This is a genomic window from Paraburkholderia sp. RAU6.4a (assembly GCF_050435625.1).
Lineage (GTDB): Bacteria > Pseudomonadota > Gammaproteobacteria > Burkholderiales > Burkholderiaceae > Paraburkholderia > Paraburkholderia tuberum.
In genome coordinates this window covers 3474071-3488692 of sequence record NZ_JBNDKQ010000002.1, presented here as the reverse complement: position 1 = coordinate 3488692, position 14622 = coordinate 3474071, and the positions used below count along the sequence as shown (strand labels likewise).

The 14622-nt window shown below is 63.7% G+C and carries 9 protein-coding genes; 3 read left to right on the top strand and 6 right to left on the bottom strand.

Going from position 1 to position 14622, the window contains the following annotated elements:
• Nucleotides 1-23 precede the first annotated feature (23 nt).
• The 3 genes from OKW40_RS20925 (at nt 24) to OKW40_RS20915 (ending at nt 5233) form a co-directional block, all read left to right on the top strand.
• Nucleotides 24-3872: a type VI secretion system Vgr family protein gene (locus OKW40_RS20925; protein ID WP_429491321.1), complete on the top strand. Its 3849-nt coding sequence runs from the start codon at nt 24-26 to the stop codon at nt 3870-3872.
• 1 nt (nt 3873) lies between these two features.
• The gene (locus OKW40_RS20920) at nt 3874-4476 is read left to right on the top strand and encodes a hypothetical protein (protein WP_429491319.1); all 603 of its coding nucleotides are present in this window, start codon (nt 3874-3876) and stop codon (nt 4474-4476) included.
• Nucleotides 4477-4630: 154 nt separating this feature from the next.
• Complete coding sequence (locus OKW40_RS20915) at nt 4631-5233, top strand: hypothetical protein (protein ID WP_429491318.1); 603 nt, start codon at nt 4631-4633, stop codon at nt 5231-5233.
• A gap of 59 nt (nt 5234-5292) precedes the next feature.
• Here OKW40_RS20915 and OKW40_RS20910 read toward each other — a convergent pair whose 3' ends face one another.
• The 6 genes from OKW40_RS20910 to hemC all read right to left on the bottom strand — a co-directional run bounded on the left by OKW40_RS20910 (nt 5293) and on the right by hemC (nt 14386).
• Nucleotides 5293-7053 carry a diguanylate cyclase gene (locus OKW40_RS20910; protein WP_429491316.1) on the bottom strand — a complete coding sequence of 587 codons (1761 nt, stop codon included), beginning with the start codon at nt 7051-7053 and terminating at the stop codon, nt 5293-5295.
• A gap of 3 nt (nt 7054-7056) precedes the next feature.
• The gene (locus OKW40_RS20905) at nt 7057-8796 is read right to left on the bottom strand and encodes a SulP family inorganic anion transporter (protein WP_429356782.1); all 1740 of its coding nucleotides are present in this window, start codon (nt 8794-8796) and stop codon (nt 7057-7059) included.
• 114 nt (nt 8797-8910) lie between these two features.
• A complete protein-coding gene (locus tag OKW40_RS20900) occupies nt 8911-9960 on the bottom strand; it encodes an SDR family oxidoreductase (RefSeq protein ID WP_429491313.1) in 1050 nt (349 codons plus the stop codon).
• 243 nt (nt 9961-10203) lie between these two features.
• Nucleotides 10204-11394: a heme biosynthesis HemY N-terminal domain-containing protein gene (locus tag OKW40_RS20895; protein ID WP_184059569.1), complete on the bottom strand. Its 1191-nt coding sequence runs from the start codon at nt 11392-11394 to the stop codon at nt 10204-10206.
• A gap of 2 nt (nt 11395-11396) precedes the next feature.
• On the bottom strand, nt 11397-13388 hold the full coding sequence (hemDX, locus tag OKW40_RS20890; protein WP_429491311.1) for a fused uroporphyrinogen-III synthase HemD/membrane protein HemX: 1992 nt from the start codon (nt 13386-13388) through the stop codon (nt 11397-11399).
• Nucleotides 13388-14386: a hydroxymethylbilane synthase gene (hemC, locus tag OKW40_RS20885; protein WP_429491309.1), complete on the bottom strand. Its 999-nt coding sequence runs from the start codon at nt 14384-14386 to the stop codon at nt 13388-13390. Before hemC ends, hemDX begins: the two co-directional genes overlap by 1 nt.
• Between the last annotated feature and the right edge of the window lie 236 nt (nt 14387-14622).

Genomic DNA, 14622 nt, shown 5'->3' with positions numbered 1-14622 from the left:
GAAACACCGAGCTCCTTGCACGCATGGTCGAACCCGCACAGGACCGCACGCTAGGTCTTTCCAGTGACGCACTACCCACGTGGGGCAATGAGCCTTTGCTGGCTCCGCTCCGCCTGCGCGGCACCGAATCCCTGGGCAAGCTCTATCGATACACGCTCGATGTGGCGACGATCGAAAGTCCGACGCTCGGATTGTGGCAAGCACAGGAACTGGTCGTACCCGACAACCTGATTGGCAAAGTCATCGACATTTCGATCGCGTTCGACGGGAACGGATTGTTCGGTCAACAGGAGTTGGAACCCGGTGACGTGGCACACGCGGGCGCGGGCCGCCGCATGATTTCGGGCCTCGTCACAGGCATGAAACAGACCGGCACCGACGACCGGCGCGCCCATTACCGCTTCGTCGTGCGGCCCTGGCTGTGGCTGGCCACGAAGAACCGCGAAAGCAGGATCTTTCAGGACGCGAGCGTGGTGGACATCACCGACCGGATACTCAAGGAGCGTTATCACTTTCCGGTCGTGATGGAGTTGGGCGCGACCGGTCTGTGCGAAGGCTACCCAAAGCGGGACCATGTCCGGCAGATGTGGGAATCCGATTTCGAATTCCTCACGCGGATCTGGAGAGAATGGGGAATCTACTATCTGTTCGACGGAATGACGCTGGTACTGTGCGATTCGCCCGGCTCGCACAAACAGCACGACAACGGCTACGACACTATCCGCTATCACGCGCCTGACAGCCGGCACGTCGACGAAGAACACATTCACAGGCTCGAGGTCTCGCGTCAGATCACGACGGGCAAGGTCAGTCTGATCGACTACGACTACACGCGCCCCGGCATGCACTTCGAGGGCGAGTATGAGAGCTTCAGCGAACGGGCCTTCGACAACATCGAGCAACACGGCTGGGGCGACTACTCGCAACCGCTCGCCGGCGAGATGGGATTGTCGGGTAGGCGAAACAACTTCCGCAATGAAGCTGAACACCTCGCGAACGTGCGCGTCGACGCAATGCGCTGCCACCGGCTACGTCTGAAGGGCCGAGGGAATCTGCGCGGCCTGACAACCGGGAAAACATTCTGGCTCGACAACCATCCGCAATGCGACATCAACGCCGAGTACCTGGCGGTATCGACCACACTCGACATTCGCAACGCGCCGCAGAACACACAGCCGTCCGGTAACGACACGAACGACGCGTTGCGCCGGTGCGTGACCAGCTTCGTGCTTCAGCCTGCCAATACATTCTTCAGAAACCGCCCGAAGAAAAAGCCGCGCTGCGCGGCGGAAACGGCGATCGTGGTTGGGCCCGAGCATCAGCCGATCTGGGTCGATGGATACGCGCGCGCCAAGGTGCGTTTCGTGTGGGACCGGCGTGGCCCGAAAAACGAGAGCGCCAGTTGCTGGGTGCGCGTGTCGTCGCCGTGGCAAGGCAATGGCTTCGGCGCGATCTATCCGCCGCGTGTCGGTCAGGAGGTCATGGTCAGCTACCACGAAGAGGACCCGGACAAGCCGTACGTATCGGGCCGGATGATCAATGGCTGGAACCAGCCGCCCTGGAAACTACCGGATAACCAGGCACTTTCAGGCGTCTTGAGCAGTGAGCTCAAAGGTGGCTGCGACGGCCAGACCAATCACGTCGTACTGGATGACACGCCGGGCCAACTCCAGGCACAACTCGCCAGCGATCACGCACGCTCGCGCCTCGTGCTGGGCTACAACACGCAGGTCGTGCGCGAGGCCGGCCGACAGCAGGCGCGCGGTGAAGGCTGGGAACTGGCCACCGACGCCTGGGGTGTCGCGCGCGCCAATAGAGGCATGCTGATCACCACGGAGGCGCGTCGCGGCGCGACCGCGCCGGCAAAGGATCTCGGCGAGACCGTGGCGCGCCTCACGCAGGCGCGCGATATCCACGAGAACCTCGCGGGTCTCGCGCGGCAGTATGAGGCACAGGAGCAACAGACCAGTCAAAGCGACGTATCGCGGGCCATCAAGGCGCAGAACGAGGGGATACGCGGCGTCGCGGCGCGTGCGGACCTTCCCTTCCCGCAACTGAGCGCACCCGACATGGTGCTGGCCAGCGCGGCGGGGGTCGGTCTCACCGCAGCGCAAAGCACGCACGTGGCGAGTATCGAACACATCGCGCTCACAGCGGGCGGACACGTCAGCATGGCGGCGGCGAAATCGCTGCTGGCGTCGGCAATCAACGGCGTGCGGGTGTTCACGCAGAATCTCGGCATCAGGCTCAAGGCCGCGTCAGGCAAGGTGCGAATCGACGCGCAGAGCGATGATGTCGAGGTCATCGCGCAGCGGGTCGTCAGCATCATCAGTAGAACCGATTCGATCCATCTGATGGCCAGCAAAGAGATCGTGCTCCATGCGGGAAGCACGAAGGTGGTCATCAATTCGGAAGGGTACAGGGTCTATACGGATGGAGAGCATCGGGTCCATGCGCGTGGTCATCAAACCGACAGGCCAGCGGCGCGGCCTGTCAGTGTGCCGGTCACGCCCGGAAAGCCGGGCAAGCTGGCCGCGCATCACGTTCTGATCGAACACGATACGGGCTTTGCACTGCCGAACCAGCCGTACCGGATCACGCTCGACGATGGTCAGGTGATTCAGGGCGTGACCAATGCGCTTGGAGAAACGAGTCTCGTCACGAGCAATCTTCTTGCATTCGCGACGGTTGAACTGTTCGCCGCGAGTGAACCGGACAAGGTTATTGCGGTGAGCAGAGGCGCGGTGATCAGGGAGACGAACGAGCCGTTTGCGGGCGCAGTGCCCAACGCCGAGAAGCGCACCGCCAGGGTCGCGGGAAAGGCCGTGGCCTCTCCCGATCAAAGCGCGACGACGGAAGACAAGCCGCCGGAATTCGTTTCATGCGATCCGATGAACTTCGGTCTGCGCTTTTATCACTTCATCAACGGTGCGACCGAGGCTGATGCGCCGGCCGGTATGTCGATGCGCAAGGATGTTGAATATCCGGTGACCAAGGCTTATACGGCTGCGATCAAGACGGCGTTGCAGGGAATCGATTGGGCCGGGGTGACGTGGCCGTTGACTTCCGATTCGATAAAGACCATTCAAAACGCGGTCACGCCGCAATTGGAAATCGCGCTTGGTGCCGGGCCCTTTGGATTGCCACGAGGCTATGCCGCTAGCCCCGAAAATAACGGTTGCATGCCACAGGTTGTGATTGTCAATCCACTGCGGGCAACGGAGTTTAACCTGCGACACGATGTCAGCGCCGCATTCATCGGGAAGTACTGGCTTATCGCCGTCAACGAGAGCGAGATCGCGCACATCGTCGAACTCAGAGACCAGCGGCCCTCGCTGGACAACCGTCTCAGCGCATTTGCCGACACGCTGTATCACGAGTGTCGCCACTGCCAGCAGTACTTCTGGATGTTTTCTTTGCTTCAGCACTTTCCAGACGACTATAGGGACCTGCCGAATATCCAGACGTTGTATCGGTCGACGATGCTGAGCGAAGCCTATGAAGTGGCTAGAAATTCGCCGCTACCCGACGATCATCGCGTTCACATCGGTCTGCACAGGATGCTTGTATTCCACTACTACTGGCTGATTTCCTACATGCAGGACAAACGGGGTTGGGAGTACGTCAGGCGAGATCTCCCGAGTGCTGAAAGGAAGGTATGTGAACTGCTGAACGTCTCTGCTGAAACAGCACAAAAAATGGCGCAATTCGAAACCGGCTATAGGAGCCAACTTCATGAAGAAGATGCCTACGCCTGCGCGGAAGTGGTTCAGGCCTACTGGCGCAATCCTGGTGATCCTCTCGTTCGCAATCCCGGTACATGCACGGCTCAGTACACCGACGCTCTCAGGACCGTCGGGGCCAGGAACTGAGATGAGACCGACTGTGACCGACGCCCAGCGCGACATGGCCTTCAGGATATTGACCACGGCAATGGCGATCCTGCGGGACGACCAGCCCTTCGATCCCGCACATACGATATTCGGCCGCATTCTTGCGGCTGATCCCCTGCGCGGTAAAGTTGGTGGTACCGAGTATTCCTTCGTGAATCCGGCTTTCCCGCGGACGGACATCATCGTATTTGTGATACCCGATCCGCTCGACCCCTCCGCCGACCGCACGAAAGTCAAGCGAGTCGCGACGCACTTCACGATCCGTTTCAATCCACTATTGACAGACATTAGCCGCTCGACGCTGGAAGATCTCCTCCATGTCGATATCGGCTACTGGGTCGACGGCAACGGCGAGCGGTGGCCCGGCAACGATATGGGAACGACGCCACCGCAGATTCGGCTGCATGGCTATCGTTATCGTGCTTCGAATCTGCCGACGAGCCGATTTCCGGTGGATGTCGAATTGGCTTTCGGCGACCCCGACCCGAACGATCCGGCGCCGGACGAACCCAAAACGCCGGTCCTGATGGACGTTCTCCTCAAGCGTGGCTATTCCGCATTGAAACGGCAACACCGTGATTAGAGCCCGTCTTGAACAGCAGGTGGCAAAGCGCCACGGCGCGCGGAAGTGGTTCAGGCCTACTGGCGCAATCCTGGTGATCCTCTCGTTCTCAACCCCGATACATGCACGGCTCAGTACGCCGACGCCCTCAGGACCGTCGGGGCCAGGAGCTGAGATGAGACCGACTGTGACCGATGCCCAGCGCGACATGGCCTTCAGGATATTGGCCACGGCGATGGCGATCCTGCGGGACGACCAGCCCTTCGATCCCGCGCATACGATATTCGGCAGCATTCTTGCGGCGCGACGAGATCGCGGCGTGGTAGGCGTTACGGAGTATTCCTTCGTGAATCCGGTGTTGCCGGACACGCAAATCATCGTAGTTGTGGTACCCGATCCGCTCGACCCCTCGGCCGACCGCACGAAAATCAAGCAGGTCGCGAGGCGCTTCACGATCCGCTTCAATCCACTATTGACGGACATCAACCGCTCGACGCTGGAAGATCTCCTCCAGGTCGATATCGGCTACTGGATCGACGGCAACGGCGAGCGGCGGCCCGGCAATGATATGGGAACCGTGCCTCCACAGATTCGTCTGCATCACTATCGCTATCGTGCTTCGAATCTGTCAACGAGCCGATTTCCGGTGGATGTCGAATTTGCTTTCGGCGACCCCGGCCCAAAGAATCCAGCTCCGGACGAACCCAAAACGCCGGTCCTGATGGACGTTCGCCTCAGTCGTGACTATTCCGCATTGAAACGGCAACACCGTGAATAGAGCCCGTCGTGAACAGCAGGTGGCAAAGCGCCGCATGTACAGAGACGACATCCGCATTTTCAGCTTTGCATGGACTCGCTTGCCACCACCCTGTTTCGCCCACTCGCCTTCGCGGCGTACAGTCGCTGGTCCGCGATCGCAATCAATCCCTCGAGGTCAAAGCAGTTATCCGAGACACTCTCCGCCACCCCGATCGATATCGTGAACCATATCTCACGGCCCGGCGCGGTGCGGGCTAATTGCGTCTCCTGAAGGACGCAGGCGTTGCGGGCGACGGCCTCGCGCACGCGCTCCGCAATTCGGGCCGCGTCGTCCGCGGTCGTATCGGGCAGCAGCACACAGAACTCCTCGCCACCCAGACGTGCCATCAGATCCCCCGGGCGCACGGCAATCCTGACCACGTTGGTCAGGTGCTTCAGGGCCTCGTCTCCGCCAGCGTGCCCCCAGTTGTCGTTGACCACCTTGAAATGGTCGACATCGATCATCAGCAGCGCGATGCGGCGCTCGTCGTTGCGCCGTGAAAGTGCGTCGAATTCCTCATTCAAACGGCGGCGGTTCGCGAGACCGGTCAGGGGGTCCGCGAGCGACAATTCCCGCAGCCGCCCGTTGAGTGCCATCTGCGTGGAAAGAAGCTGGTCGACGACAAAAAGAGTGGCCCAGAGAAGCAATGCCATCAGTATCCACACCCCGGCAAACAGCGCGCTGCTCAAGCGAACGACCGAGAAGAATACGGTCGCAGCGGATACGTAATCGGTCAATACGAGATCCGCCGTATCCAGCTTTCTGAAGAGCAGGAAGTCCTGTCCCGCACTCAACGTTCCGCTGGGTGTCCGAAACAACGTGGAAGCAGAGAGCGTGTTCCACTGCGCCGGCAGAGTCTTCAGCCAATTCTCATCATTGACCGAGAAAGTACTTCCGCTCGTTGCAATTGGCATCCCGCTCGGGTCTATCAGAGCGTGAGTTTCATCCGCTGTGGTGTTGTTCCACAGATAGTCCTGAACGATGCGTTGCGGGACCACAAAGAATATGAGGCCGCGAACCACGTCGTTACTCATCACCGCTGTCCCAAACAGCAGGCGAGGTCCTGCCGGGTTCTTGCGCCCGCGAACCGGATCGAACGTGACGTCATAGTCGAGCGGGTTCTGGTTGGCCAGCTGTAACAGGCGCGAGCTGCCGTACATTTGCAACAGCCGGACTACCTCGTCGTCGTCAATGGTTGGGTGAGCGACCACGATACCGGTCGGCGAGACATATACCGCGCGTTCGAGACCCGTGCCCATCTGGAATTGCACGGCAAACAGCCGGCTCATCATTTGGGCGAGCCGCAGGTCCTCGACAAATGTGGGCTCGTCACGGTGCAAACCAGGAGTCACCGCGAGCTGCTGTGTGCCGATACCCCGAATGGGGGCGTCGATATCGCGGACTTGAAGAGTCCAGACGCGCTCGTCCTGCGCCCGCAGTACCGCCTGGAGTGAGGCATCCGGTGTTCGATCGAGCTGTGCTGTCCGGTCCGCAAGGAGCCGCTCGGCACTCTCGCGAAGAAACTGCAAGTGCTGCCTGTTATTGCGGATCGCGACATCGAGAACCCTGGCCTGAATCTCGAGCTGATGCGAACGGTTATCGAGCTCCCGGGCACGCACGAGAAAATATTGGTGTACAGCAAGAATCAACGTGACAACGAATACCACGGCGAAACACAGGATCACGGTATGCCGCGGACGTGAACTGGCGCGGTCCCAAACCGTTTTCGCAGGCGTTTTAGAAGCGGACGGCAGGCGCATGCCGGCTCTCCGGTGATCCAGCTCCAGGTCCAGGTTCAAATACTATTCCTTCCCAACCCCCTCGACATAGCTATCAACCGCACTGCTCACCGTCGGATGAAAGCACGCATCGCCAATCAGATCGGTCAACTCGAAGCGTCTGAGCTTGTCGCGAACCGGATCCTTCATCTCTGCAAAGTGCAGCGCAATCCCGCGCTCGTCGAGCGTGCGCGTCAGTTCCCGCAGCATGTCGGCGGAGGTGACGTCCACGCTCGTCACCGGTTCGGCCGCCACCACCACACGCCGCACCGGTGCCGGCGATTCGGCGACGGCTTCCAGCAGGCGCTCCTGAAACTGCTCGGCATTCGCAAAGAACAGCGGTGCATCCCAGCGAAACAGCACGAGTCCGGGGATTCGCTGGGCATGCGGGTAGCGCTGCAAGTCGTGATAGCCGCGCAAACCTTCAACGCTTCCCAGCACCGCGTAGTGCGGTCGCCAGCCGTCCCACAGAAATTCGATGACCGCGATCACCACCGCGAAGCAGATGCCGGGAATCGCACCGAACACCGCGACGCCGGCAAAGCAGGCCATCGACAGCCAGAACTCCCATTGCTGGATGCGGAAAATCCGCTTCAGGTCCGTGATCTCGAACAGACCGATCGCCGCCGCGATGACGACCGCGGCGAGCGCACTGTTGGGCAGGTAGCGCATCAGATTGGGCGCGGCCATCAGCAGCGCCGCGACCGCCAGCGCGCCGACGACGCCCGTCAGTTGCGTCTTCGCACCCGCCGCCTCGGCGACCGGCGTGCGCGACGAACTGCTGCTGATCGGGAAGCCGTGGAACAGGCCGGCCGCAAGATTGGCCGCGCCGAGCCCGACCATCTCCTGATTGGGGTCGACGCGGCTGCGAAAACGTGCCGCGAACGTTCGCGACAGCACGCTGGTATCCGCGAACGAGATCAGCGCGACCGCGCAGCCGCCGAGCAGTATCTTGACCAGATCGGCATCGGTGACCCACGGCAGCGCAAAGGTCGGCAGGCCTTGAGGAATCTTGCCGAGCACTTTCACACCAATGCTATCGAGGTGCAATACGGTTACGCACAACGTCGCAACGATCACGGCGATCAGGATGCCCGGCAGCTTTTCGAAGCGCTTGAGAAACAGGATCAGCACGAGGCTTCCAGCGCCCACCGCGAAGCTATACCAGTTGGATTTGCCATCGGCGATGGCCTGCACGAGGCTCACGATGTCCCGCAATGGCCCGCGCTCTTCGATTGAGATGGCAAACAGTTTGGGCAGCTGACTGATCAGCACGGCGAGCGCAATGCCGTTCATATAGCCGTATCGAATGGGTTTCGACAACAATTCAGTGATGAATCCCAGCCGCAGCAAGCCCATCACGATACAGAACAGGCCGGACACGATCGCCATCATGCTGGCCACCGCAATCGCGCGCGACGGGTCGCCCGCAGCGATTTGCACCACGACCGCCAGAATCGGAGCGGCGAGCGCGGAGTCGGGACCGAGCACGAGAATCCGGCTCGGACCGAACAGCGCATACGCCAATAGCGGAACGATCGTCGCGTAGAGGCCGTACACGCCAGGGACGCCGGATGCCTCCGCGTAAGCGATCCCAACCGGCACCAGCATCGTGGTCAGCACCAGTCCCGCCGTCAGATCGTTCGGCAACCAGCTCAGCCGGTACGTCTTGAGCACCGTCAGTCCCGGCAGCCAGCGCATCCAGCGGCGCGCCCTGCTTACAGCAGTCTGTTCTTTGTGAGGAACTGGCCTGTCCGCTTCCATTTTTGGAATGTTCGTAGTCGAGGACGCCGCACCACGGTTTGTGGGCGGTACCGTCATTCGAAGGATAGTCCAGACATTCCGTCGGCGACAGGGATGAGGCCCACCGGCCGCGCATCAGGGCCGCTCGCGCCTCAGCAGCCACGCGACGCCCCCCGCCAGCGCCATCACTGCCGCGCCGTACACCGCATTGCGATGCCGATCGGTGAACATCTGCCAGCAGTACGCATGCGCTTCATCATCGAAGCGACCATGCGAAGCGTAGTGGCCCGGCACCGGCTCGTAGAGATTCGCGGGCGCATCGGCGGGCAACGGTTCATCGGTCAATTGCCCGTCGTAACCCGCCCGCGCGAGATAGCGGTCGAGCAGCGTCGGCGCGATCCGGTTCGCGAGGATCGCCTTGACCGTCGACCACCCGACCCACACCTGCCGCCGTCGATGGGTGGCCGCAAAGTAGATCGCCCGTGCCGCCACTTCCGGCTGAAACACCGGCGCCACCGGCCGCGCCCTGCGCCCCGTGCGATTGAGCGCCCAGTCGAATTGCGGCGTATTGACCGCGGGCAGATCGACCATCGTCAGATGGATATCGACTCCGTCGTGCAGCAACTCGGAACGCAACGAATCGGTGAAGCCGCGCACGGCAAACTTCGCGCCGCAATAGATCGCCTGCAACGGCACCGACCGGTACCCGAGCGCCGAGCCGACATTGACGATCGTCCCGTGCCCGCACGCGCGCATCACGGGGAGCGCCGCCAGCATGCCGTTGACCTGCCCCAGATAGGTCACCTGCGTGCCGCGTTCGACATCGCGCGCGCTGAGCGCCGACACCGGCGCAAACGCGGTCGCCATCGCGACGTTGACCCAGACGTCGATGCCGCCCCACTCGCGCTTCACGCGCTGCGCCGCGCGCTCGATCGCGTCGGCATCGGCGACATCGGCCGCAATGGCGAGTGCGCGCACGCCATAGGTCGCGGCGATCTCCTCGGCGGCACGAGCGAGCCGTCGCGGCTCGCGCGCGATGAGCCCAACGTCGTAGCCCTGCCGCGCAAATTCGGACGCGCTCGCGCGCCCCACGCCGGCACTTGCCCCTGTAATGACGACGACGCCCTTGCGCTCGACGTTGCCGCTGCGGGTCTCGGTTTGCACCGTCACAGCGTCGCTGGCCACTTTGAACACCTCCGAGGTTGCGCATCAAGTGAGGTGGTGAAGCAAAGCGCAGTCCCGACGATTCGAGCTGGGGATCTGCGAATTGCGCGCGAGTCCAGCGCACGCCCGGCCGCCGGGACGCCGGCCGCCGGAAGCCGGAACGCCGGCCGCCGGAAAAACAAATGGCCGCAGCGCGGGGCTGCGGCCATCAGGTAGCGGTTTCCGAGGCTTGCGCGCTTCAGCGCATGGCCGAAAACGCCGAACTCACGTCACGTTCATCGCCAACGCACTCTCGCGATAGTGCTGGCTCGCCTTGTCGGTATCGCCCAGCTGCTCGTGCAGACGCGCGAGCGCGCGATGCGAGCGGATCTTCAGCGTCTCGTTGTCGGCAAGCTTCAGCGCGCGTTCGAGGAACGACTGCGCCTTGCCCCACAACTGCTGATGCAGGCACAGGCGCCCCAGCGCGAACATCAGGTCCGCGTCTTCCGGCCGATCCTTCTGCCACGCCTCGGCCTTCTGGATCAGCGGCAACGCGTCGCCGCCGGCCGTGTCCGGATAGCGGCGCAACAGGCGCGCATCCCAGTTCTGCGCGAGCGCCTCCTCGACGATCTTGCGCGCCTCCTGCGGACGGTTCAGCGCGACCAGCAGTTCGGCGGCGGTGTCGGCGAGGCGCGGCGAATGACGCTCGGTCGCCGACAGCGAGTTCCACAGTTCGAGCAGCGCGTCCGCATTGTGGCGACGATCGCGCAGCAGATTTTCCGCCGCCAGTTGACGCAGCCGCACCGCGACCGCCGGATGGATCGCCTCGCGCTTCTCCAGCGTCTTCACGAGCTTCAGCACTTCGCCCCAGTTCTTGAGTTGCTGCTGCGCACGCAGCATGATTTGCTGCGCATGAATGCGCCGCGCGCCCTGCGATTGCATCTCGGTCAGCGCATTGAGCGCGCCGTCGGCGTCGCGGCCGTCGGCGCGCATGTCGGCGGTGGCCATCAGGCGCGCGTCCTGCCAGTCGGCTTCGTCGATCTGCGCGAGCCATTCGTCGCGCCGCGCGTACTCATGCATGCGATGCGCGGCGGTCGCCGCGATCAAACCGGCCGCGCCCTTGTTGTCGCCATTCGTGAGCGCGTCCTTGGCGGCCTTTTCCGCGCGCGAGAAACGCCCCGCGTACAGGTTGCCGATCGCATCGCGCAACGCCGCGTGCGCCTTCGCGACACGCGCGCGCGCGCGGTACGCGGCGACGCGCTGCGGCATGCGCCAGATATTGCGGATGATGCGCAACAGCGCATAGAGCAGGACGAACAGCACCACCAGCCCGACGACGAACAGGTTCAGCGACATGTCGACGCGGTACGGCGGATAGATCAGCAGCACTTGCCCAGCGTCGAAGCGCCCGCCCACCGCGAGCACGACCGCGACGGCGAACAGCGCCGCGAGCCACAGGAGTCCCCGGATCGCCATGATTAACCCCGGTTCCGGTATTGATTGACGGCCTGCAGGCTCGTATCGAGGTTCGGCAGCTCGACCGCGGCCGAATCGGCGTCCACCTGCTTGACCAGATCGATGACCGTCTGCGTGTCTTTCGACGACGCGTCGAAGTAGCGCGTCAACGCGGACTGCGCCGCCTGCAGGTCGGACTTCAGCGTGGTCTGGTTGCGCGACAGCAGCGCGAGACGCGCCGACAGCAGACGCAGCTTCAGGTTCTCGCGCACGAAGTAGCCTTGATCCGGCGTGACCAGCATCGCGTCGGCGTTGTCGATACGGCGCACCTGCACGAGACTCGTCAGCTGTTCGCCGATGCCGTGCGTGACCTCGTCGATCCACACTTCCCAGCGCGGCTTGCCGGTGGCCGCGGCCACCTTCGCGGTGTCGGCCCACGTGGCCGCATGCGGCGTGGCACGCGGAATCGGTGCTTCACCCGACAGCGGCAGGCCGTTCACGTGATCGATCGCGTTGTCGAGCTTGATCGCGAGGCCGGTCAGATCGGTGGACGGCGCGGCCTTCAGCTTGTCGATGTCCTGCGCGATCGCCTTGCGCACCGCGACCGCCTGCGGACTGTCCGACGCCGCGAGGCGCGTATCGGCGCTTTGCAACGCGAACAGCGCGAGCTGCGTATTGCCGGTCAGCTGCAACTGCTGGCTCGCCGCTGACAACATCTGCCCGACTTCGGCGAGCGTCCAGTCGTCGCGATTGCGCGCGAGATCCGCGTATTGCTGTTGCAGCGCCTGCTGCGCGGCCTGCGCATCGGCGAGCTTGCCTTCGAGCTGCGCGACCTGCGAGTCCGATTGATGCACGGTGGCGAGCGCCTGGTCGATCTTGATGCGCAGCTCGTTGGTCTGGGTGTCGTTGGCCTGCTGACGCTGCGCGAGTTCCTGCTCGGTGCGCACCAGCTTGCGGTTCATCGCGAAGCCGCCCACGCCCGCCGCGCACGCGATGACCACGATGACCAACCACAGCAGCGGTCCGCTCGTGCTGCGGCGCTTTTGCGCTTCGTACGGCGTGAAGGGTGGGTTCGGCGGCAAGGCGGCGCTTGCGGGCGGCTGAGGTGAGGCGTTCGTGGATGCGTTCGTTTCAGTCATGCGTGGTTGAGCCGGGTTGGACGATACCGGTTGGACGACGGGAGGCACGGCGGCCGCGGCAACGAGGGCTCGGACTATGCGCTCGTCGCCCGCGCCGGACACCGTAATCCTATCAAAACCCAATGCCCGCGCGGTCTGCGCGATGCGCGGATGCGGCGTGACGAGCGGCGCGTGTTTGAGCTGCTCGATCTCGCCGGCGGTCAGATGCTCGTGCGCGAGTTCGTGCAGATTGCGTACGCCTTCGGAGCTGGTCAGAAGCCATGCGTGCGGCGTGCCCGCGAGCAGTTCGTGCACGCGCGCCCATGCGCCGATCGACGGCTCCGGCACGATGCGCCGGTAAGCGGCCACCGCGTCGACTTCGGCGCCGGCTTCACGCAGGCGCTCGCTCAGCCATTCGCGGCCGCCGTCGCCGCGCACGATCAGCACGCGCTTGCCTTCGAGGCCCGCGGCACCGAGTTGCGCCTCGAGCGCGGCAAACAGGCTCTCGGAGTCGAAGCTCGTCGATTCGTCGTCGGCGCCCGCCGCGGGGCTGATCACGCGATGCTCGGGCGCGCTGACGCCGTGGCGCGCGAGCGCTTGCACGCTGCCCGGGCCGACCACGCCGATCGGCAGCGCATGCGGCCAGATATCGTTATGGCGCGCGAACGCGTGATCGACTGCGTTCGGCGACACGAACACGACGAGCGCGTAGCGTTCGAGCGACGCGAGCGCGGCGCACAACGGCGCGTCGTCGATGACGGGCGCGATGTCGATCAGCGGGAAGTCGAGCGACGCGAGTCCGGCTGCTTCGAGCTGTTCGACGAGTTCGCTCGACTGGCCGGCCGGCCGCGTGATCACGACCGTGAAGGGCGCCTTCTCGGGCGAGACGGCGGCCATCACTCGCTGGCCGCCGCGCTGGGCGCGGCCGCGGGACCGCTCGCCGTACTGAGCGCGCGGACGATGTCGAGGGCGCCCTGCTGCACGAGCGAGTGCGCCACTTCCTCGCCGAGCGCGAGCGCGCGCTCGACGGTGGGCGCCGGCGCCGACGCCTGCGCGCTCAGCACGCGCTGGCCGTCCGGCGTCGCGACGATGCCGCGCAGATGCAGCGCGCCATCGCCCCAGGTTGCGTAGGCCGCGAGCGGCACCTCGCAGCTGCCGCCGAGCGCGCGCGATACCATGCGCTCCGCTTCGACGGCCGCCGCCGTGTGCGGATGATGCAGCGGCGCGAGCCATGCGGCGAGGTCCGCGCGATCGGCGCGAATCTCGATGCCGAGCGCGCCCTGGCCCGCCGCGGGCAGACTGTCCTCGGGATCGAGCAGCGCGCGGATGCGATCGGCGAGACCCAGCCGCTTCAGCCCGGCCGCGGCCAGAATGATCGCCGCGTAATCGCCGCGATCGAGCTTGGCGAGTCGGGTATCGAGATTGCCGCGCAACGGCCGCACGTCGAGATGCGCATAGCGCATGCGCAGCATCGCCTCACGCCGCAGACTCGAGGTGCCGACCACGGCACCGGCCGGCAGCGCGGCGAGCGAGTCGTACTGATTGGATACGAACGCGTCGCGCGGGTCCTCGCGCTCCATGATGGTGGACAGCGCGAAACCGGCGGGCAACTCCATCGGCACGTCTTTCAGCGAATGCACCGCGAGGTCGGCGCGGCCATCGGCGAGCGCGGCTTCGAGCTCCTTCACGAAGAGCCCCTTGCCACCCACCTTCGACAGCGTGCGATCGAGCATCTGATCACCGCGTGTCGTCATTCCGAGGATTTTTACGTCACAAGATGGATATAATTTGTGCAGCGCACATCGCACATGCTCGGCTTGCCACATGGCAAGGCGGCTCTCTCGCGACGCAATCACAAGCGTGTGGGGTGGCGTGGAAAACGTCTCGGTGTTCATTAGCTTGCTGCTGGATGTCGGGATGGAATAACAATCAATGTTAGCACGCGCCCTCGTTCGCGCCCTTTGGTTCCAAGGCACGGCGAAGCGCCGTGCGCAAGCGGCATCGACGGAGGAGACGGGCTTCGCGCCATGCGCGAAGGCCCCCATTGCGCGTTGTCACGTACGGTCGTTCGCGCACTGCGCGGCGGCATGCGGGATGATGCAATGCGGCGAACATGCTGAGGCAATGTCTG

Excerpts from the sequence above, each read along its gene's own strand:
- OKW40_RS20920 (WP_429491319.1), top strand. The coding sequence starts at position 3,874 with ATGAGACCGACTGTGACCGACGCCCAGCGCGACATGGCCTTCAGGATA.
- hemDX (WP_429491311.1), bottom strand. The coding sequence starts at position 13,388 with ATGGCCGCCGTCTCGCCCGAGAAGGCGCCCTTCACGGTCGTGATCACG.
- OKW40_RS20895 (WP_184059569.1), bottom strand. The coding sequence starts at position 11,394 with ATGGCGATCCGGGGACTCCTGTGGCTCGCGGCGCTGTTCGCCGTCGCG.
- OKW40_RS20905 (WP_429356782.1), bottom strand. The coding sequence starts at position 8,796 with ATGGAAGCGGACAGGCCAGTTCCTCACAAAGAACAGACTGCTGTAAGC.
- OKW40_RS20915 (WP_429491318.1), top strand. The coding sequence starts at position 4,631 with ATGAGACCGACTGTGACCGATGCCCAGCGCGACATGGCCTTCAGGATA.
- OKW40_RS20925 (WP_429491321.1), top strand. The coding sequence starts at position 24 with ATGGTCGAACCCGCACAGGACCGCACGCTAGGTCTTTCCAGTGACGCA.
- hemC (WP_429491309.1), bottom strand. The coding sequence starts at position 14,386 with ATGAACACCGAGACGTTTTCCACGCCACCCCACACGCTTGTGATTGCG.